Genomic DNA, 18968 nt, shown 5'->3' on the forward strand with positions numbered 1-18968 from the left:
TGATGCTGTCGCCGACCTTGACGAACAGCTCGATCACCGGCACTGAATCGAAATCACCGATGTCGGGCACCTTTACTTCGATCAGATTCATAGGGGGCTCCTGGAGCGCGCAGCGCCCCGAAGGGCGCTGCGATGTGTTGAGGTTTGACAGCGAGGCGGGTCAGGCCTTGGCCAGCGCCTGCTCGAGGTCGGCGATCAGGTCGTCGCCGTCCTCGATGCCGGCCGAGTAGCGGATGAGGCTCTCGGGAATGCCGGCATTGGCCCGCTCCTGCTCGGAGAGCTCGACGTGGCTGGTGGTGCGCGGCGGGCCGACGAGGGTGCCGACCGAGCCCAGGCTGGCGGCCTTGTGAGCGTATTTCAGGTTCTCGAGCACGGTCACGACCTTGTCGAAGCCGCCCTTGAGCGAGAAGCTCAGCATGCCGCCGAAGCCGGTCATCTGCTTCCGGGCGATGTCGTGGTTGGGGTGCGTCTCGAGGCCGGGGTAGAAGACCTTGTCGACCTTCGGGTGCTGCGACAGCCAGGTGGCCACGCGCATGCCGTTCTCGTTGTGACGCTTGATGCGCAGCTCGAGGGTCTTCATGCCACGCAGGATCATGTAGGCCGAGTGCGGGTGCAGCGTGGCGCCGGTGATCTCGCGATAGTGGAAGATGCGGTCGATCAGGTCCTTGCGCCCGACGGCGAGCCCGCCCATGACGTCGGAGTGACCGTTGAGGTACTTGGTGGCGCTATAGACGACGATGTCGGCGCCCAGGGTCAGCGGGCGCTGGTTGATCGGGGTGGCGAAGGTGTTGTCGACGACGACGACGGCGCCAACGGCATGAGCGGCCTTGGCCAGGCGCTCGATGTCGACGATCTTCAGGGTCGGGTTGGTCGGCGTCTCCAGGTAGAGCACCTTGCAGCCCTTGGCGACCTCGCGCTCGATGGCGTCGAAGTCGGAGGTGTCGCACAGGCAGACCTCGACCTGCATGCGCGGCAGGAACTCGATGAAGATCTTGTTCGAGCCGCCGTACGTGTCCTTCACCGCGACGACGCGGTCACCCGGGGCGAGCAGGGTGAACAGGGTGTTGCTGATCGCCGCCATGCCGGTCGAAAAGCTGGTCGCCTCCTCGCCGCCGTCCATGATGCGGATCTTTTCTTCCAGCGGGCGCACCGTGGGGTTGGTGTTGCGCGAGTAGATGTGGCCCTTCTTGCGGCCGAGGGCGACGTCGAACCATTCGTCCATGTCGTCGTAGCCGAAGGTCACCGAGTTGAAGACGGGCAGGCAGATCGCGCCCTCGGCGAACAGGTTCTCCTCGCCGGCCCAGACGGCGGCGGTGCTCGAAGTGTTGAAATCGCTCATTGCTGTTACTCCTTTGAAGTTGGGAATGACTTCCCGGGCCGCGTGTGCGGCAGTGTGTCCATGGGGTGGTGGGGCGGGGCCGGCCTCAGTCGACGATCTCGGCCACGACGGCAAGGGTGTCGCCGCAGCCGATCAGGCCAGGAAAGTGGCGCGCAGCCAGCAGACCGTCGCGCCGGGCGTGGTAGTCCACCGGCGCCGTGCCGGTGCGGCGGACATCGTGCACACGGGCGATCAACTCGCCCTTCTTCACCGTGTCGCCGAGATCGCGGCACATCTCGAGCAGGCCGTCGTGCAGACTGGTCACGTAGCAGTCGCCATCGGGCATGTCGAGGCGGACCGTGGGGCGCTGCTCCAGCTCGCCGCGGCAGATGCCGCAGTGGATCAGGAACTGGCGCACGCCGCGGTCGGCCACGGCGACGCTGCGCGCGGTGGCGCTGCCGCCGCCGCCCAGCTCGGTGGATACGAAGACCTTGCCGGCGGCCTCGGCGGCGGTGTCGAACATGCCGACCGCGTCGAGTTCGAGCAGGGTCATCGAGTACGGGGCGTTGAAGGCCTGCATCGCCGCGCTGCAGCGCGCCTGCTGCGCCTTGTCGTCGAGCACGTGGATCGCGGCAAAGGGCAGGAAGTCGAGCGTCCGCCCGCCCGAGTGGATGTCGAGCACGAAGTCGGCGCGGGGCAACAGGTGGCGCTGCACGTAGTCGGCGATCTTCTCGGTGGCCGTGCCGTCGGGCTTGCCCGGAAAGGTCCGGTTCAGGTTGCCGCGATCGATCGGCGAGGTTCGCGTGCCGGCGCGAAAGGCCGGATAGTTCATGAACGGCACGATGATCACGCAGCCGTTCACCTCTTCGGCACGCAGCGTGTTGGCGAGCTTGGCGAGCGCGATGGCGCCCTCGTACTCGTCGCCATGGTTGGCACCGGTCAGCAAGGCGGTCGGACCCTTCCCGTTGCGGATCACGGTGATCGGGATCATCACCGCGCCCCAGGCCGCGTCGTCGCGCGAGTAGGGCAGCTTCAGGAAGCCGTGCTGCACGCCTTCGGCATCGAGATCGATGGTCGGGCTGATGGGGGACGGTCTCATGGTGCTCAATCCTTGACGAACAGTTTTCTGGGCGTGTTGCAGAAGGTCTCGACGCCGGTGTCGGTGATGAGGATGCTCTCGGTGATCTCGAGGCCCCAGTCGTCCTGCCACAGGCCGGGCATGAAGTGGAAGGTCATGCCGGGCTGCAGCACGGTGTCGTCGGTGGGGCGCAGGCTCATGGTCCGCTCGCCCCAGTCGGGCGGATAGCTGGCACCGATGGGGTAGCCGCAGCGGCTGCTCTTTTCGATGCCGTAGCGCTTGAGCACGCCGAAGAAGGCGTTGGCGATGTGGGCGCAGGTGTTGCCGGGGCGGGCGGCGTCGAGGCCGGCCTGGATGCCTTCGACGACGGCCTTCTCGGCCTCGATGAAGTGTTGCGGCGGGGTGCCGAGGTAGACCGTGCGCGACTGCGGGCAGTGGTAGCGGCGATAGCAGCCGGCGATCTCGAAGAAGGTGCCGGCGCCGCGCGCGAAGGGGGTGTCGTCCCAGGTCAGGTGGGGCGCGGCGGCGTCGGCGCCGGTGGGCAGCAGCGGCACGATGGCGGGGTAGTCGCCGCCGTGGCCGGGGTGGCCGTTGGCGGCGGGCACGCCGCCGATGCCGGTGGCGTAGATACGGGCGACCAGCTCGTTCTTGCGCATGCCGGGCTCGATGTGCTCGACGATGTCCTGGTGCATGCGCTCGACGATGCGGGCGGCGATGCGCATGTATTCGATCTCGCGCGGCGACTTGACCGCGCGCTGCCAGTTGACGAGCGCGTTGGCGTCGATCCAGTGGGCGCGCGGCAGGTGCTTCTGCAGCGCGGCGTAGGCGGCGGCGCTGAAGTAGTAGTTGTCCATCTCGACGCCGATGCGCCGCGCCTCCCAGCCGCGCGCGGCGATCACCTCGGTCGCCAGGTAGTCCATCGGATGGCGCTCGGTGGACATCACGTAGTGGTCGGGGTAGCGGACGATGTTCTCCGGCTTCAGGTAGACCGTGCGGTCGGCGCCGTTGCCGTCCATGCCGCGGCCGTACCAGATCGGTTCGCCCTCGGGCCCGACGATGACGCACTGATGGACGTAGAAGGACCAGCCGTCATAACCGGTGAGCCAGTACATGTTGGTCGGGTCGCTGACGATGAGCACGTCGATGCCGCGCGCGGCCATCGCCGCGCGGGTCTTGGCCAGGCGGGCCGCGTACTCCGCGCGCTCGAAAGGCAGTTTCACTTCGCTTGTCATGGGTTGTCCCTCGCTCCTTGGGTGTTGTTGTCGGTGATGCGCAAGCCCCTCAGGGCTTGACGAACAGTTTTCTGGGCGTGTTGCAGAAGGTCTCGACGCCGGTGTCGGTGATGAGGATGCTCTCGGTGATCTCGAGGCCCCAGTCGTCCTGCCACAGGCCGGGCATGAAGTGGAAGGTCATGCCGGGCTGCAGCACGGTGTCGTCGGTGGGGCGCAGGCTCATGGTCCGCTCGCCCCAGTCGGGCGGATAGCTGGCACCGATGGGGTAGCCGCAGCGGCTGCTCTTTTCGATGCCGTAGCGCTTGAGCACGCCGAAGAAGGCGTTGGCGATGTGGGCGCAGGTGTTGCCGGGGCGGGCGGCGTCGAGGCCGGCCTGGATGCCTTCGACGACGGCCTTCTCGGCCTCGATGAAGTGTTGCGGCGGGGTGCCGAGGTAGACCGTGCGCGACTGCGGGCAGTGGTAGCGGCGATAGCAGCCGGCGATCTCGAAGAAGGTGCCGGCGCCGCGCGCGAAGGGGGTGTCGTCCCAGGTCAGGTGGGGCGCGGCGGCGTCGGCGCCGGTGGGCAGCAGCGGCACGATGGCGGGGTAGTCGCCGCCGTGGCCGGGGTGGCCGTTGGCGGCGGGCACGCCGCCGATGCCGGTGGCGTAGATACGGGCGACCAGCTCGTTCTTGCGCATGCCGGGCTCGATGTGCTCGACGATGTCCTGGTGCATGCGCTCGACGATGCGGGCGGCGATGCGCATGTATTCGATCTCGCGCGGCGACTTGACCGCGCGCTGCCAGTTGACGAGCGCGTTGGCGTCGATCCAGTGGGCGCGCGGCAGGTGCTTCTGCAGCGCGGCGTAGGCGGCGGCGCTGAAGTAGTAGTTGTCCATCTCGACGCCGATGCGCCGCGCCTCCCAGCCGCGCGCGGCGATCACCTCGGTCGCCAGGTAGTCCATCGGATGGCGCTCGGTGGACATCACGTAGTGGTCGGGGTAGCGGACGATGTTCTCCGGCTTCAGGTAGACCGTGCGGTCGGCGCCGTTGCCGTCCATGCCGCGGCCGTACCAGATCGGTTCGCCCTCGGGCCCGACGATGACGCACTGATGGACGTAGAAGGACCAGCCGTCATAGCCGGTGAGCCAGTACATGTTGGTTGGGTCGGTGACGATGAGCACGTCGATGCCGCGCGCGGCCATGGCGGCGCGGGTCGTGGCCAGGCGGGCGTCGAACTCGACGCGGGTAAATGGAAGGGAGGGGGTCGCGGTCATGATCGGGGCTTCGCTTGGGTGGCCGGGCAGGATGGGGCTCAGGACTCGAACCGGGTGCCGCGGCCGCTGCCCACAGCGCGCCCGAAGGCGAGCTGGGCGATGGCGGTGTCCTGCGCGCCGGTGCCGGTGAGGTCGCAGATCGTCACCTCGTCATCGCTGCGTCGGCCTTCGACCTGGCCGGCGATGACCTGCCCGAGCTCGGGCATCACCGCGTCCGCGGCGACGACGCCGGCGGCAATCGCGTGGTGCAGCTCGCCGAGCACCCGCACCTGGGCGAGGCGGTCGCACACATAGCGGGCAGCGGCGATCGCGTCCGGCGCGATCTCGTTCTTGTGTTCTGCATCCGAGCCCATCGCGGTCACATGCATGCCAGGGCGCAGATGGCGGGCATGGAGCAGCGGCTCGCGGCTCGGCGTGGTGGTGACGACGATGTCCGCGTCGGCAACGGCACGCTCGATGTCGGAGGTGGTGTCGATCTCGATGCCCAGGCGCCCGGACATCTCGAGCGCGAGCCGTACCGCCTGTTCGGGCCGTGGCGCCCACACCGTGGCGTGATTGATCGGGCGCACGAGGGCCAGCGCCTGCAGCTGCAGCCGGGCCTGCTCGCCTGCGCCCAGGATTGCCACCCGGCGCGCATCGCTGCGCGCCAGCCAGCGCGCGGCGACGGCGCCGGCAGCGGCGGTGCGGATGCTGGTCAGATAGCCGTTGTCGAGCAGCAGCGCCTCAAGCTGGCCGGTACGCGCCGACAACAGCATCATCATGCCGCTCAGACTGGGCAGGCCGAGCTTGGGGTTGTCGAAGAAACCCGGGCTGACCTTGATCGCGAAGCTGTCGAAGGACGGCAGGTAGGCCGTCTTCACATCCACCTCGCCGTTGTTGTCGGGAATGTCCAGACGCAGGACCGGCGGCATCGCCACCGCTTCGGTGGCCAGGGCGCGAAAGGCGCGCTCGACACAATCGATCGTCTCGGTGTCCAGGGTCACGAGCGAGCGCAGGTCGGTCTCGCTGAGCAGGGTGATGGTGGGCATGGTGCACTCGTCCGTGGGTGGTCTGGCGGCATGGCGTCCGCATCAGGCGCGACGCCCGCCTTGGCAGCAGGGGCCGACCCGGTCGGTCGGATCGTCGCGCCGGCTGTCCGTGTGCCGGCGGCGATTGACCTTGAAACCCAGTTTAGAGTGCTGAAACCGTCTCTCTCTTGTCCTAGTGCATTAAGCGCATCAGAAACTGTGGATCTGCGGGAACTGCTTGAAGACGCCGGCGATGGTGTTGATCGCCGTCTGTACCCGCACATCGCTGGCGTCCGCACCCAGGCACAGGCGGATTGCCGCGGGGCGCTGCGAGCCCAGCACCAGGAAGGGGTCGGGCGAGGTGACAGCGATGTTGCGGTCGCGCAACTCCTTCACCAGCGGGTCGAGCATCCAGTGTTCAGGGATGCCTACCCAGGCCGACAAGGCGTTCGGGTGCTGGCCGATGACAAGCTCGCCGAAGGCGTCGCGGACCATGTTCTGGCGCAGCTCCATGCGCTTGCGCTGGATCTCGATCAGCGCCTGTGCGGTGCCGTCGCCGATCCAGCGGGTGGCGATCTCGGCCAGCAGCGGCGTTGCCATCCAGCTGTTGACGCGCAGGATGCTGTCGGCGCGCAGGGCCATGCGGCGCGGCACGGTCAGGTAGCCGGTACGCAGGCCGCACATCACCGACTTGGTGAAGCTGGTGCAGTGAAAGCTCAGCTCGGGCAGATAGCTGCTGATCGGCGGCGGACGCTGACTGAGCAGCGGGCCATAGACGTCGTCCTCGATGACGTGAACGCCGAAGCGTTCGGCGATGCGGGCGATGGCGCGGCGACGCGAGTCGGGCATCATGGCCACGGTGGGGTTGTTCAGGTTGGGCGTGCACACCAGCGCGCGGATGCGCTCGTTCGAGCACATGTCCTCGAAGTGTGCCGGCTGGATGCCGCATTCGTCGATGTCCAGGCCCTTCAGCGTGAAGCCCAGCACCTGCGCCGAGCCGATCACGCCGTGGTCGGTGATGCCCTCGCACAGGACCACGTCGCCCGGGCTGACGAGCGAGGCCAGCGCGATGAACAGCGCATGCGAGGCGCCATTGGTGATGAGCACGGTGTCGAGCGAGGGCTGCAGGCCCAGTCCGGCCAGCCACTCGAGGGCAGCCACGCGGTGATACTCGAAGCCGGCGATCGGGCGGCAGTCGCGCATCCACGGCTGGTCGTCCTGGGTGGCGAGCCGGGCACAGGTCTGCTTCCAGGCCTGGTCATGCTCGGTGGTATGCACGATGCGCGCGATCGAGAAATCGACCAGCGAGCGCTCGGCGCGGTCGAGCATGTAGGTGGCGACCTTCTCCGTCATCGGCTTGGAGACGAAGCTGCCGCGGCCGACCTCGCAGCGGATCAGGCCGTGCTGCTCGAGTTCCTTGTACGCGTTGGTGACGGTCTGCACGCTGATGCCCAGACGGCGGCTGACCTCGCGCTGGGTCGGCAGGCGGGCGCCGTCGACGAGCGTGCCGCCTTCGATGTCGGAGACGATGGCCTGCACCAGGATCTTGTACTTCGACTCGCCGGCGCGCGCTTGCTCCAGGGCTAGTCGCCAGTTCTCCATCATGTCGCTTCTCCAGTGGTCGGCCTTGTCCCGGCATTGTGCCGTGACAATCCCGGCGTCCGGAAGTGCGTCAACCAGGCTGGCCGTCGACAATGCGGCGGTGCGTCGCCATGTCGATGTTCTGACCGCTGAGCACGACTGCGGTCACGCCGCCGGCTTTGACGCGGCCGCTCTGCAGGGCGGCGATGCCGACCGCGCCGGCCCCCTCGACGATCACCCGCTCCTCGTTGTAGGCGTGGCGGATGGCAGCGGAGATCTCGTCCTCGCTCACCAGCACGGTGTCGTCGACCAGGCGCTGCACCATCGGGAAGGTGTAGCGGTTGCCGAGGCCGATGCCGCCGCCGAGGGAGTCGGCGAGCGTGGGCAGTTCCTCGACCTGAACCGGGTGACCCGCGCGCAGGCTGGCGTGCATGGCGCAGCCGCGTTCCATGCTGACGCCGATGACGCGGATGTCCGGATTCGCCGACTTCATCGCCAGGGCGATGCCGGCGAGCAGTCCGCCACCCGACAGCGGCACCAGCACCGTATCGACGGCGGGCAGATCGTCGAGGATCTCGAGGCCGGTCGTGCCCTGGCCGGCGACCACGTCGGCGTGATCGAAGGGCGGCAACTGGATCAGGCCCTGCTCGCGCACCAGGCGCGCAACCTCGAGTTCCGCCTCGTCCTGGCTGTCGCCGACGATCCGGACCTCGGCGCCGAGGGCGCGAATCGACTCGACCTTGTTCGCGGGCACCAGGCGCGACATGCAGATCACCGCGCGCACCCTCATCGAGTGCGCGGCGTGGGCGAGCGCGCGGCCATAGTTGCCGGTCGACACGCCGATCACGCCGCGTGCGCGCGCTTGCGGGTCGAGCTTGAGCAGTGCGTTGAGTGCGCCGCGCAGCTTGAAACTGCCGGTGATCTGCAGGCAGTCGAGCTTCAGGTGCACGCTGGCGCCGGTCTGGCGCGACAGACTCGGCGAGGGCACCAGCGGGGTGTGACGGATGAGGCCGCGCAGGCGGGCGCGAGCCTGGAGGAGGTCGATCAGGCGGACTTCGTCTTGCATCGGTTCAGCGGACCCGGGTGGCGTTGAAGAGGCGGCCGGGGGCGTGCGTCGGTGCGGCCCGCTGCATCAGGTGCAGTGCATGCCAGACGACGGCCTGGTTGCTCGTGATCACCGGGCGGCCGATGGCCTGCTCGATGCGCTCGACGGCCTCGCTTGCGCGCAAGGCGGTGCACGAGATGAAGAGCGCGTCGGCGTCGGCGGCGGTGGCGCGGATCCCGGCCGCGACGAGCGCCTCCGGCGCGATGTCGCTCATCGCATAGTCGTCGTCCATGTCGAAGCCGGACACATTGAGCACATCCAGCCCGCGCTCGCGGTAGTAGCTGCCGAGCTCGCGATTCACCGCCGCGCGGTAGGGCGTCAGCATCGACACCTTGTGCGCGCCGACCTGCGTCAGCGCGGCCAGGCTGGCGGTGACCGGCGTGGTCGCATGGTGTGCCGCGCGCACCTCGCCGAGCAGCTGCAGGGTCTGCTGCTCGCCCATGGCGATCGTGCCCGAGGTGCAGCCATACACGAGCACGTCCAGCGCGAGGCCGGGCAGCAGGTCGCGGCCGGCGCGCGGCAGATCCTCGGCCACGCGCTGCAGGGCCTCGAGGCTCATCGGGTTCTCGTGGCGGACGCGGTTGCAGTAGAGGCCGACGTCGGCTGGCAGCATGCGGCGCAGGTCGGCCTCGCTGTTGAGGTCGGTGGCCAGCGCCAGCAGGCCGATGCGAGCCGCCACCGGGGTGGCCGGCAGCGTGTCGAGGGGAAGGGTGTCGATCAGCATGGAGTCGTTTTCACTCGGGGAGTCAGCGGAAGGCCAGGGTGGGCAGGAACAGCGCGATCTGCGGGAAGATCACCATCAGCAGCGAGGCGAACAGCAGCAGCAGGATGAACGGCGGCGTGCCTGCGATCACGTCCAGGTAGGGTTTGCGGAACACCGCGCAGGCGGTGAAGATGTCGCAGCCGAAGGGCGGCGTGGCCGAGCCGATCGCCATCTGCAGCGTCACCAGGGTCCCGATCAGCACCGGGTCGATGCCGGCGGCGAGCACCAGCGGCATGAAGATCGGCGTCAGGATCAGGGTCACCACGATCGAATCGACGAACATGCAGCCAATGAAGAAGGCCACGCAGATCGCGAAGATGATGGTGTAGGGGCCGGCGTCGGCAAGCCCTAGTCCGCCGATGATCTGCTGTGGAATCTGGGCGAAGGAGATCAGCCACGAGAAGGCCGCGCCGGCGCCGACGAGGATGAACACGATGCCGGTGATCAGTCCGGTCGAGTAGGCGATGGCGGGCAGGTCGCGCAGGCTGACCGCGCGATGGATGAAGACCTCGAGGATGAAGGCGTAGAGCACCGCCATCGCCGCGACCTCGGTCGGACTGAACATGCCGGTAAACAGTCCGCCGACGATCAGCACCGGGAACATCGTCGCCAGCGAGGCCTTGCGCATCGCCGCCAGGCGCTCCTTCCAGGTCGCGCGCTGCATCAGCGGCAGGTCCTTGCGCCACGCGTACCAGACCGAGTAGGCGCTGAACAACACCAGGATGAGCAGGCCGGGGCCGATGCCGGCGAGGAAGAGCTCGGCGATCGACACCTTGCCGACGATGCCGAACACGATCATGCCGATGCTGGGCGGGATCAGGAAGGCAATGTCCGAGGCGTTGATGATGAGCGCGGTGGTGAACTTGTCCTCGTAGCCCGCCTTCAGCATGCGCGGGCGCAGCGGGCCGCCGATCGCCACCACCGTGGCCTGGGTGGAGCCGGAGATGGCGCCGAACATCGTGCACGACAGGGCGGCGGTGACCGCCAGACCGCCGCGGATGTGGCCGAAGAAGGTCATCGCGAGGTCGAGCAGGCGATTTGCCGTGCGCCCGCGGGTGACGATGTCGGCGGCGAGAATGAACATCGGCACGGTGATCAGCGCCACCGGGCTGATGCCGCTGATCATCTGCTGGATGATGATGTCGGTGCGCAGGTTGGGCAGGTAGAGCAGGAAGCCGGCGAGCGTCGCCACCAGCATCGGCACCATCATCGGGAAGCCGAGCAGCATGAGGACGATCATGATCAGGAGCATTGTCGTTGCCATTGGGAGTCTCCTCAGATGCTGGGCAGGTCGAGTTCGTCGTGCTCGCGCACGGTGGCCGAGATATAGACCTCGTCGCGCCTAAGGTTGGCCACCGCGGCGAGCAGGAACTGCAGCGCGGTCAGGCCGAGGCCGAAGGGCAGCCACAGCAGGGTCATCCACACCGGCAACTGCAGGGCCGGCGTGACCCGGCCGAGGGCCTGAATGCGTGCGATGTATTCGTAGGCGTACCAGGCGAGCAGGACGAGCACCGCCGCGGTGACCACCTGGATGAAGGCGAACATGAAGCGTCGGTAGGTCGGCGGAATCTGGTCGGTCAGGGCCGACATGCGGATGTGGCGGCCCTGACGGGCGGCCGCGCTGGCGCCGACGAAGGTCACCAGAACGATGAGGAACTGGTTGAGCTCCTCGGTGAAGAACAGGCTGCTGCTGTAGACCAGGCGCATGAAGATGTTGCCGATCGTATTGACCGCCATCAAGATGATTGCCCAGGCCAGAAGCTGCCTTTCGAGTACGGCCAGACCGTGGTCGATGTGTCGTGCGACACGGGAGACGACCCCCGTCCGGGGTGATTCCTGGTTCATGATTGTGCTCCTCCGGCCCTGAATGGCGCCTGGCGATTGCCGGCGCTCTTGTGGTCCTTATGCCTGCCTGCAGTGTAGTCAGGGGTAGGGAGGGTGCGAATGCACTAGAACAATATAGGACCGATCCATGCGGCCGCATCGCTACCATGCGCTTGCGAAGGCGCCAGCCGGCATGCCCTCCAGCCCTGGCTGCTCGTGGCGCCGCCGCGGCCACGATGGCGGGCGAGGGCGCGGCCGTGGGACGTCGAAGCAGCGCAAACTGTACTAGTGCAATCCGGGGGTGCCCCCGAAACCTGTAGCCTGCTCCCAAGTCGTACAGGCATTGGCTTGAACGGCCAGACCATTATCAGCAGAAGAGGAGACAGACATGAACATTGGCATCAGCATCCGGCGCCTCGCCGTCGGCGTCACGCTCGGCTTCGCCACCCTTGCCGCCGCCGCAGCCGACTGGAAGTTTGCCGTCGAGGAAGCACCGGGCGACGTGCAGACCCTGTACGCCGAGGAGTTCAAGCGCCTGGTCGAGGAACGCACCCAGGGAAAGGTGACGGTCACGATCTACACCTATGGCCAGCTCGGCAATGAAAACGACCTGACCGAGCTCACTGCCGTCGGTGCGATCCAGTTCTCGAATGCCTCTCCCGGTCACCTCGGAACTTTCGTGCCCGAGGTTCAGGTGCTGAGCCTGCCCTTCCTGCTGCCAGAGTCGGACAAGGCAAAGGGTGATGTGCTGTCGAACAGCAAGGCCTTGTACGAGGATCTGGCCAAGGACTTCGCCGCCAAGGGGCTGAAGCTGTTCACCGTGTATCCGGAAGGCGAGATGATCTGGACCACCAAGAAGCCGGTGCGCACCCCTGAGGACCTGAGTGACGTCAAGTTCCGGGTGATGACCTCGCCGATCCTGATCGAGCAGTTCAAGCTGTACGGCGCCAACCCGGTCGCGCTGCCCTGGGGCGAGGTGTATGGCGGGCTGCAGATGAACGTGATCCAGGCCCAGGTCAACCCGGCCTTCTTCATCGAGAGCGCGAAGTTCCACGAAGTCACCAGCCACCTGGTGCACGTCGGCGACGTCGAATACACGACCACCGTGGTGGCCAACGCCGACTTCTGGGACGGCCTGTCGGACGAGCACAAGACCATGCTCGGCGAGGTGCGCAACGAACTGCAGACCTTCATCCTGGACAAGCAGCGCGAGAAGAATGCCGCCTCGGTCGACAAGATGCTCAAGGACAACCCCAAGCTCAGCGTGATCAAGCTGACGCCGGAGGAGCGCGATGCCTTCCGTCAGCGCGCCGAGCCCCTGGCGGAAAAGCTGGTCGGCATGGTGGGCGGTCGCAGCGGCCAGATTCTCGAGCAGTTGAGGGCCGACATCGCCGAGGCGGAGAAGGCGGTCGAAGCCAAGTAATTGCTCAACGCGAGGACGCAAGTCGAATGGGCGCCGCAGGTCGGCGCCCATTTCGCTTCATCCGCCCGTCGTCAACATTCCGCCGTGCCCGTCGAATGCAGGGCACATCCCCGGGCGCCGCTGCAAGGCCATGCGAGCGCGCGGCCGCGAGGCGGCTTTTGTGTGCAGGGAGTCCAGATGAATGACCGACAGCGTGCCTTGGTGATGGTCGCCTTCGGGGTGCTGCTGCTCTCCCCGGATGCACTCGTACTGCGCTGGATCTCCGCCGACCCGCTGCACGTGCTGACCTGGCGTGGCCTGCTGATGGCCGCAGGCATGGCCTTCGTGCTGTGGCTGCGGTATCGGGCAGCACTGCCACGGGCGCTGCTGCGATGCGGCTGGGCCGGGGTCGGCTGTGCGCTGTGCTACTGCATCAGCACGATCTGCTTCCTGCAGGCGATCAGCCTCGCCGGGGCGGCGAGCACCCTGATGATATACAGCGTGTCGCCCCTGGTGGCGGGGCTGGCGAGCTGGGCCTGGCTGGGCGAGCGCGTGCCGCTGCGCAGCGTGGTCGCGATCGGCGTGAGCGCGCTCGGCATCGCGCTGATCGTCAGCGACGATTCGCCCGGGGCCAACCTGACCGGCAACCTCTTTGCGCTTGCCGGTGCCGCGCTGCTGGCACTCAACTTCACTCTGGCGAGAAGCCGTCCCACCATCGACATGAGCCCGGCGCTCATGCCGGGCGCCTTGCTCGCCGCCGCATTCGCGTTCGTGGTCGGCGGGGCGCCTGTGCTGCAGGAGGCCGAGCTCATGGTGCTGGCGGTGATGGCGGGCGTGCTGCTGCCGCTCGGGTTCATGCTCGTGCAGCTCGGACCACGCCGGATCGGCGCCGCCGAGGTCGGCTTGCTGCTGCTGCTCGAGGTCGTGCTCGGACCGGTATGGGTGTGGCTGGTGCTCGGCGAGGTGCCCGGACCCACGGTGCTCGTCGGCGGCGCCGTCGTCATCACGGCCCTGGTCGGCCATGCGCTCGCGGGCTGGCGCGCCGAGCGCTGAGACCACCGATCGGGCTCCCACGCCGCGCGTGGTCCGGGGCGCCGATCGGGGCGCCAGCCGGCGGGGAGGGCCGCCGGCCGTTTCACCTGCGGCGCAAGGCGAAGGGCACCAGCACGAGCAGGCCCACGGCGTCCGCCAGCCAGTCCCAGGGGTCGCCGAAGCGGTGCGCGGTCATCGACTGCGCGAGCTCCATCGCCGCCCCATACAGCAGCAGCCCGAGCGCGATCGGCAGCGGGCGCTCGGGCCAGGCCGCCAGCGCGAGCAGGGCGAGCAGGGCGAACAGCACCGCATGCTCGATCTTGTCCTGCCACGACACCAGCTTGACCACCTCGGGGGCGGGGAGCAGGGCCAGCCAGAACACCGCGAGCAACAGGAACACGAACAGGAAGCGAAGCGTCGTGCGAACGGAAGCGGGCATGCGAAGTCCTAGAAACGCGTTGAAGTTGTCATGTCATGGGGCAAGACGCCACGCGTGGCGTTCCCCGCGACGTACTCAAAGCCCGCAAAACGAAGGAGCTCGAGGATGCAGAAGTTGTCCAGCACTGCCCGTCCCCTGTTGCTAGCCGCCGCGCTGGCGTCGTCCTTTCTTGTCGCCGGCACGGTGTTTGCCCGCGACGTGGTCGTGCGCACCGAGACCGGCAACGTCAAGGTGACGGAGTTTGCCACCGGTCTCGACACGCCGTGGTCGATCGCCTTCCTGCCCGACGGTCGGCTGCTCGTCACCGAACGACCGGGGCGCCTGCGCGTGGTCGGCACCGACGGCAGCCTGTCCGAGCCGATCGCCGGCGTGCCGGCGGTGCATGCGCGCGGCCAGGGCGGCCTGCTCGATGTGGTGCTGAGCCCGAGCTATGCCGAGGATGGTGTGATCGTGTTCTCCTATGCCGAGCCCACCAGCCGCGGCGGGCGCACTGCGGTAGCGCGCGCGCGCCTCGACCTCGAGCGCATGGAACTGCAGGACGTGCGCCGCATCTTTGCCCAGAACGAGGACCCGTCGGGCAACCAGCACTGGGGCTCGCGCCTGGTGTTCGCCCCCGACGGCACGCTGTTCGTGACCCTGGGCGACCGTGGCGGTGCGCGCGACCGGGCGCCGGCGCTCGACAGCCACATCGGCAAGGTCGTGCGCATTGCCCTCGACGGCAGCGTGCCCCCGGACAACCCCTTCATCGGCCGCACCGGCGTGCTGCCCGAGATCTGGTCCTACGGTCACCGCAATATCCAGGGCGCAGCCCTGCATCCCGAAACCGGCGAGCTGTGGACCCACGAGCACGGCCCGCAGGGCGGCGACGAACTCAACCGCACCCGTGCAGGGCTCAACTACGGCTGGCCGGAGGTCACCTATGGCCGCGAGTATGTGACCGGACGCAAGATCGGCGAAGGCAGCAGCCGTGCCGATGTGGAGCCGCCGGTGCTGCAATGGACCCCGTCCATCGCGCCGGCCGGCATGGCTTTCTACACCGGCGACGTCTTTCCGCAGTGGAAGGGGAACGTGCTGGTCGGTGCGCTCAAGTACCAGCTGGTGGCCCGCCTCGTGCTCGATGGCAACGCGGTCCGCCATGAGGAGCGCATGCTGACCGAACTCGGCCGCCGCATCCGCGACGTGCGCCAGGGGCCCGACGGTCACGTGTGGCTGCTCGACGAGACCGAGGGCCGTGTGCTGCGCCTCGACCCGGCGCAGTAGGCGGCGCGAGATCGGCAACAAACACATACGGCGCCGGGCGGGCGAGCGGGGCGCTTCGCGGGCGCCTCTCAGCCCGCCTGCTTGATTGCCAGCACCGCCTGGTTGCGCAGCGTGCGCAGCAGGGCGAGTTCCTGCTCGCTGATCTCGATCTCGCCGGCGCGGTCCTTGTCGGCGTAGATCATCGCCACCGGGCGACCCTTGATCGTGAGCGGCAGCAGCACGAAGGTGCGCGAGGGCACCGACTTGCGATACCAGTCGGGCACGCGGGTGGCGATCTTGGGGTCGTCGATGTCGGTGATCAGGATGTCCACGCCCTTCGCCGTGGCTACGTTGAAGACATTGTCGGGGTGGGCCGAGAGGCTGAAATGGACCTGCTTGGCCAGTTCGGCCACGCCTGGGCCGAGACCGAAGCGGCCGGTCATCGCGTTCGTGCGCGCGTCGCGGATGCATAGCAGCACGCGCTTGAAGCCCATCGCCCGATACATGGTCTCGAGGATGATGCGCAGCACGTCGTTGAGCTTGAAGTCTTCCACCAGGCTGTTGCTGATGTCCTGGATGCCCTGGCTGAGCACGACCTGGGCATCGGCCGCCTTCTGGCCTTCCTCGGTCGCCTGCACCGGCTCGATCTGCTCGAGCAGCGCCTCGGTCGGTAGGCCGGTGTCGGTGAGGGCGCCCGGTGCGACGGGCGTGCCATCGACGAAGTGGCGCAGGTGACGGCCGATGCGGGTGTTCGGCAGGCTGACCTTGATGATCTGGGCGAAGTCCTTGATCTCGTCGATCGAGGCCTGCATCAGCTCGCGCGCATCGCGCGCGTCCACCGGCACCGCATCGGCAAAGCGGCTCATGATGCGCTGCATGGCGCGGTCGCGCTCGGCCGGGCTCAGCAGGGCGACGGCATCGCAGTATTCGTTGGCGCAGGCCGCCAGGGCGCGTAGGCGCTCTTCGGCATTCACCGGGCGGCGTGCCGGTCCGTCCTCGATGCGGCGCATGCTGGCCTGGATCAGGTCGGGGAAGCCCCAGTTGCGCGCCAGGGCGACGCCGAGCTCCTCGAAGCCGGTGCCGAGCACGCGCTGCGCCGCGACCTCTTCCTTGCAGCCTTGCTGCTGCATCAGGCGACGGATGTCCTCGCTCTCTTCCGGAAAGTAGAATTGGCTAAGCAGGCGGCCGAGGTTGTGGAACACGGCGCAGATATAGACCTGCTCGCCGTCGCGCAGGCGCAGGCGGGTGGCCAGTGCGCGCGCGAACAGGCCGGCCAGGCAGGCGCGCAGGAACTCTTCCTTCAGCAGGGCTGCATTGGCCTTGTTCTGCAGGTGCTCGAACAGCAGCACGGTGATGGCGATGTTGCGCACCGCGTCGAAGCCCAGCACCACGATCGCGCGCGAGACCGTGCTGATCTGGCCGCCTCCGGCGGGGCGGTAGTGGGCCGAGTTCACCAGCCGCAGCAGCTTGTTGGTGAGCGAGAAGTCGCGCAGGATCAGCGCCGACAAGGTGCCGATCGTTTCCGATTCGCTGGACGCGATGCGGTTGATCGCCACCACCGATTCCGACAGCGCGGGAAAGTCGCCGCGGTGCTTCATGCGTCGGATCAGGAAGTCGAGGGCCGCCTGCCTGCCGTCCGGGGCCTCGGCGAGCTCCGTGTCCTCGGGTTGCAGCCAGGCCTCGAGCGCGCGGCGGAACTCGTCGGCGTCGGCAAAGCGTGCCTCCGGATCGAAGGCCGCGGCCCGCAGCGCGATCGCAGCCAGCGGCTCGTCGATCGGCGCGCCCTCGGCGGGCAAGGTGACTGGCGTCGTGCGCGCCACTTCGATGAGCTTGCGTGGCTCGGTCTCGCGATGGACGCGCCGACCGCTCAGCATCTCCACCAGCATCACGCCGGCGGCATAGACGTCGTTGCGCGCGCTGACCTCGCGCCGCTCGATGTATTCGGGGGCCATGAAGCCGGGCGTGCCGGACAGGCCTTCGCGCGCCTTGGGGTCGTCCATCCGGCTGGCGATGCCGAAATCCATCACGCGTGGCTTGCCGCCGGCGTCCAGCAGCACGTTGCTGGGCTTGAGGTCGCGGTGGATGACGCCCTGGGCGTGGGCCTGGGCGAGCGCGGTGAGGATGTCGATCATCATCGGCACCGCTTCGGCCGCGGGAATCGCGCCGCGGCGTCGCATCTGGGCGGCCAAGCTCTCGCTCGGGACGTACTCGAACACGAGGTAGAGGTCGCCGTCTTCCTCGCCGGCTTCGAACACCGGCACGATGCCGGCGTGGCGCAGCCGGCTCACCGAACGCGCCTCGCTCAGCAGCGCGGCATTCTGGCGCCGCTCGGCGGGCGCGAAGTGCAGGGTCTTCACCGCGACTTCGCGCTCGAGCTGTGGATCCCAGGCGAGGTAGACGATGCTCTGCGCGCCGCGCCCGAGCTCGCGTCTGATTTCGAATCGCCCGATCCTGCTCGTCATGAATGGGACTCTGCTGCCGTGTAATGAAGAGGCGGGCACGCGGTGGCCACGCGGGTGCGCAACGCTAAAGCAGAACGCGCGTGGCGTCCAGCGTCCCGCAGAGCTCCGTCGCGGGCGCGCTGACGACAAACCCTGCAACACGCCGCAGCGCGCTCATGCACGGACCGTAACTGGTTTCATGTCATCATCGCCGCCCCTGGATCTGCAAGGATGAAAAGCGCGACATGGAGAGCCCGTTCAAAGGCAAGACCGGCCTGCGGCGTGTCTGGAATGCCTTCCATTACTCCGTGGACGGCCTCAAGGCCGCCTACCGGCACGAGGATGCGTTTCGCCAGGAGCTGTGGCTTGCGGTGCTGGCCGTGCCGCTCGCGCTGTGGCTGACGGACTCGGCCGTCGCCCGCGCGCTGATGATCGGCAGCGTGCTGCTGGTGCTGATCGTCGAGCTGGTGAACTCTGCGATCGAAGCGACTGTCGACCGCGTGTCGCTGGAGCGTCACCAGCTCGCCAAGCGCGCCAAGGACATCGGCAGTGCCGCCGTGCTGATTGCGCTGATCAACGCGGCGGTGGTGTGGGGGCTGATGCTGTGGGGCTGAGGCGGGCGGTCCGGCTTCAGGCCGCGCGCGGTCCCCAGCTACGCACCGGCCCGGTGTCGATATGCACGAAGTCCGAGTTCGGGTAGTAGCCCACGCCACCGGCGCCGAGGGCGAGTGCGGCATCACGGAGGCGCCGGGTGTCTACCCCGACCAGGCGGATGTCGATGGCCTTGCCGTCCATGTGCAGGCTGCGCTTGGCGACGCCGCCCCCGCCGGTCTTGCGCAGGGCATTGTTGGTCGCCGGTGAGCGATAGCCCGAGATAATCTCGAAGGTGTCGCCGCCGCAGGCTATGCTGAGGGCGTGGAGCAGGTCATAGAGCCGGGGGTCCATGCGTGTAGACTCACCCGTACGGAAGTCGCGAAAGAACCAGTTCATGCGCTGCAAGGCAGGCTGGATGTAACCGTTTCCGTTGCGATAGACGAGCTGAAGGCGCTCGTTGGTGTGGGTGTGGCGGAAGCCGAGATGGCGGTCGTGCTGTGCAGCGTGCGAAGCGTGGAAGGAAAGGCCGAGCGGCAGGGTGGCGAGGCCTTTCAGGAACAGGCGCCGGCGCGGCGCGGCGTGATCGCGGGAAATCTTTGACATGAATAATAATGAGTCCGAACAAGCACTTGAACGCGGCATCCTAAACGATGTCGGG

General features: G+C 67.8%; 17 protein-coding genes. 4 read left to right on the forward strand and 13 right to left on the reverse strand.

All coding sequences use genetic code 11. The annotated features are described in order from the left end of the window. Positions 1 to 160: 160 nt before the first annotated feature. The 10 genes from PLC66_RS05535 to PLC66_RS05580 all read right to left on the reverse strand — a co-directional run bounded on the left by PLC66_RS05535 (position 161) and on the right by PLC66_RS05580 (position 11184). Positions 161 to 1339 (reverse strand): cystathionine gamma-synthase family protein, encoded by a 1179-nt coding sequence (locus PLC66_RS05535; RefSeq protein WP_324538245.1) that lies wholly within the window; start codon positions 1337 to 1339, stop codon positions 161 to 163. A gap of 85 nt (positions 1340 to 1424) precedes the next feature. Then, complete coding sequence (gene doeB, locus PLC66_RS05540; RefSeq protein WP_324538246.1) at positions 1425 to 2417, reverse strand: N(2)-acetyl-L-2,4-diaminobutanoate deacetylase DoeB; 993 nt, start codon at positions 2415 to 2417, stop codon at positions 1425 to 1427. A gap of 5 nt (positions 2418 to 2422) precedes the next feature. Then, positions 2423 to 3628 (reverse strand): ectoine hydrolase DoeA, encoded by a 1206-nt coding sequence (gene doeA, locus PLC66_RS05545; protein WP_324538247.1) that lies wholly within the window; start codon positions 3626 to 3628, stop codon positions 2423 to 2425. Between the two features lie 49 nt (positions 3629 to 3677). Continuing rightward, entirely contained in the window at positions 3678 to 4883 is a 1206-nt protein-coding gene (doeA, locus tag PLC66_RS05550) for an ectoine hydrolase DoeA (RefSeq protein WP_324538248.1), read from the reverse strand. Between the two features lie 38 nt (positions 4884 to 4921). After that, entirely contained in the window at positions 4922 to 5911 is a 990-nt protein-coding gene (locus PLC66_RS05555) for a cyclodeaminase (protein WP_324538249.1), read from the reverse strand. A 189-nt stretch (positions 5912 to 6100) separates the two neighbouring features. Continuing rightward, positions 6101 to 7495 carry a MocR-like ectoine utilization transcription factor EhuR gene (gene ehuR / locus PLC66_RS05560; RefSeq protein ID WP_324538250.1) on the reverse strand — a complete coding sequence of 465 codons (1395 nt, stop codon included), beginning with the start codon at positions 7493 to 7495 and terminating at the stop codon, positions 6101 to 6103. 67 nt (positions 7496 to 7562) lie between these two features. After that, on the reverse strand, positions 7563 to 8537 hold the full coding sequence (gene eutB, locus PLC66_RS05565; RefSeq protein WP_324538251.1) for a hydroxyectoine utilization dehydratase EutB: 975 nt from the start codon (positions 8535 to 8537) through the stop codon (positions 7563 to 7565). Positions 8538 to 8541: 4 nt separating this feature from the next. Further along, positions 8542 to 9300, reverse strand: coding sequence for a maleate cis-trans isomerase family protein (locus PLC66_RS05570; RefSeq protein ID WP_324538252.1), 759 nt, complete (start codon positions 9298 to 9300; stop codon positions 8542 to 8544). A 22-nt stretch (positions 9301 to 9322) separates the two neighbouring features. After that, a complete protein-coding gene (locus tag PLC66_RS05575; protein WP_324538253.1) occupies positions 9323 to 10603 on the reverse strand; it encodes a TRAP transporter large permease in 1281 nt (426 codons plus the stop codon). An 11-nt stretch (positions 10604 to 10614) separates the two neighbouring features. Next, positions 10615 to 11184, reverse strand: coding sequence for a TRAP transporter small permease (locus tag PLC66_RS05580; protein ID WP_324538254.1), 570 nt, complete (start codon positions 11182 to 11184; stop codon positions 10615 to 10617). Positions 11185 to 11551: 367 nt separating this feature from the next. On the opposite strand from PLC66_RS05580, the gene dctP reads away from it, so the two are divergent. Together dctP and PLC66_RS05590 are read left to right on the forward strand one after the other, a co-directional pair. Continuing rightward, the gene (gene dctP / locus PLC66_RS05585) at positions 11552 to 12586 is read left to right on the forward strand and encodes a TRAP transporter substrate-binding protein DctP (protein WP_324538255.1); all 1035 of its coding nucleotides are present in this window, start codon (positions 11552 to 11554) and stop codon (positions 12584 to 12586) included. A 177-nt stretch (positions 12587 to 12763) separates the two neighbouring features. Further along, positions 12764 to 13618, forward strand: coding sequence for a DMT family transporter (locus PLC66_RS05590; RefSeq protein WP_324538256.1), 855 nt, complete (start codon positions 12764 to 12766; stop codon positions 13616 to 13618). 82 nt (positions 13619 to 13700) lie between these two features. On the opposite strand, the gene PLC66_RS05595 is transcribed toward PLC66_RS05590, so the two are convergent. Continuing rightward, on the reverse strand, positions 13701 to 14036 hold the full coding sequence (locus PLC66_RS05595; RefSeq protein WP_324538257.1) for a VanZ family protein: 336 nt from the start codon (positions 14034 to 14036) through the stop codon (positions 13701 to 13703). 105 nt (positions 14037 to 14141) lie between these two features. On the opposite strand from PLC66_RS05595, the gene PLC66_RS05600 reads away from it, so the two are divergent. Next, positions 14142 to 15296 carry a PQQ-dependent sugar dehydrogenase gene (locus PLC66_RS05600; protein WP_324538258.1) on the forward strand — a complete coding sequence of 385 codons (1155 nt, stop codon included), beginning with the start codon at positions 14142 to 14144 and terminating at the stop codon, positions 15294 to 15296. Between the two features lie 68 nt (positions 15297 to 15364). Here PLC66_RS05600 and PLC66_RS05605 read toward each other — a convergent pair whose 3' ends face one another. Continuing rightward, positions 15365 to 17737 carry a protein kinase domain-containing protein gene (locus PLC66_RS05605; protein ID WP_324538259.1) on the reverse strand — a complete coding sequence of 791 codons (2373 nt, stop codon included), beginning with the start codon at positions 17735 to 17737 and terminating at the stop codon, positions 15365 to 15367. Positions 17738 to 17961: 224 nt separating this feature from the next. Between PLC66_RS05605 and PLC66_RS05610 the strand changes: the two genes are divergently transcribed. Next, positions 17962 to 18330: a diacylglycerol kinase gene (locus PLC66_RS05610; protein ID WP_324538260.1), complete on the forward strand. Its 369-nt coding sequence runs from the start codon at positions 17962 to 17964 to the stop codon at positions 18328 to 18330. Between the two features lie 16 nt (positions 18331 to 18346). On the opposite strand, the gene mepK is transcribed toward PLC66_RS05610, so the two are convergent. Next, complete coding sequence (mepK, locus tag PLC66_RS05615) at positions 18347 to 18913, reverse strand: peptidoglycan L,D-endopeptidase MepK (protein WP_324538261.1); 567 nt, start codon at positions 18911 to 18913, stop codon at positions 18347 to 18349. Positions 18914 to 18968 lie beyond the last annotated feature (55 nt).

This window comes from Thauera sp., assembly GCF_035444905.1.
In the GTDB taxonomy this organism is placed as follows: domain Bacteria; phylum Pseudomonadota; class Gammaproteobacteria; order Burkholderiales; family Rhodocyclaceae; genus Thauera.

Bases quoted from the DNA above. Each gene is read 5' to 3' on its own strand.
- PLC66_RS05535 (WP_324538245.1), bottom strand. From the start codon at position 1,339: ATGAGCGATTTCAACACTTCGAGCACCGCCGCCGTCTGGGCCGGCGAG.
- doeB (WP_324538246.1), bottom strand. From the start codon at position 2,417: ATGAGACCGTCCCCCATCAGCCCGACCATCGATCTCGATGCCGAAGGC.
- doeA (WP_324538247.1), bottom strand. From the start codon at position 3,628: ATGACAAGCGAAGTGAAACTGCCTTTCGAGCGCGCGGAGTACGCGGCC.
- doeA (WP_324538248.1), bottom strand. From the start codon at position 4,883: ATGACCGCGACCCCCTCCCTTCCATTTACCCGCGTCGAGTTCGACGCC.
- PLC66_RS05555 (WP_324538249.1), bottom strand. From the start codon at position 5,911: ATGCCCACCATCACCCTGCTCAGCGAGACCGACCTGCGCTCGCTCGTG.
- ehuR (WP_324538250.1), bottom strand. From the start codon at position 7,495: ATGATGGAGAACTGGCGACTAGCCCTGGAGCAAGCGCGCGCCGGCGAG.
- eutB (WP_324538251.1), bottom strand. From the start codon at position 8,537: ATGCAAGACGAAGTCCGCCTGATCGACCTCCTCCAGGCTCGCGCCCGC.
- PLC66_RS05570 (WP_324538252.1), bottom strand. From the start codon at position 9,300: ATGCTGATCGACACCCTTCCCCTCGACACGCTGCCGGCCACCCCGGTG.
- PLC66_RS05575 (WP_324538253.1), bottom strand. From the start codon at position 10,603: ATGGCAACGACAATGCTCCTGATCATGATCGTCCTCATGCTGCTCGGC.
- PLC66_RS05580 (WP_324538254.1), bottom strand. From the start codon at position 11,184: ATGAACCAGGAATCACCCCGGACGGGGGTCGTCTCCCGTGTCGCACGA.
- dctP (WP_324538255.1), top strand. From the start codon at position 11,552: ATGAACATTGGCATCAGCATCCGGCGCCTCGCCGTCGGCGTCACGCTC.
- PLC66_RS05590 (WP_324538256.1), top strand. From the start codon at position 12,764: ATGAATGACCGACAGCGTGCCTTGGTGATGGTCGCCTTCGGGGTGCTG.
- PLC66_RS05595 (WP_324538257.1), bottom strand. From the start codon at position 14,036: ATGCCCGCTTCCGTTCGCACGACGCTTCGCTTCCTGTTCGTGTTCCTG.
- PLC66_RS05600 (WP_324538258.1), top strand. From the start codon at position 14,142: ATGCAGAAGTTGTCCAGCACTGCCCGTCCCCTGTTGCTAGCCGCCGCG.
- PLC66_RS05605 (WP_324538259.1), bottom strand. From the start codon at position 17,737: ATGACGAGCAGGATCGGGCGATTCGAAATCAGACGCGAGCTCGGGCGC.
- PLC66_RS05610 (WP_324538260.1), top strand. From the start codon at position 17,962: ATGGAGAGCCCGTTCAAAGGCAAGACCGGCCTGCGGCGTGTCTGGAAT.
- mepK (WP_324538261.1), bottom strand. From the start codon at position 18,913: ATGTCAAAGATTTCCCGCGATCACGCCGCGCCGCGCCGGCGCCTGTTC.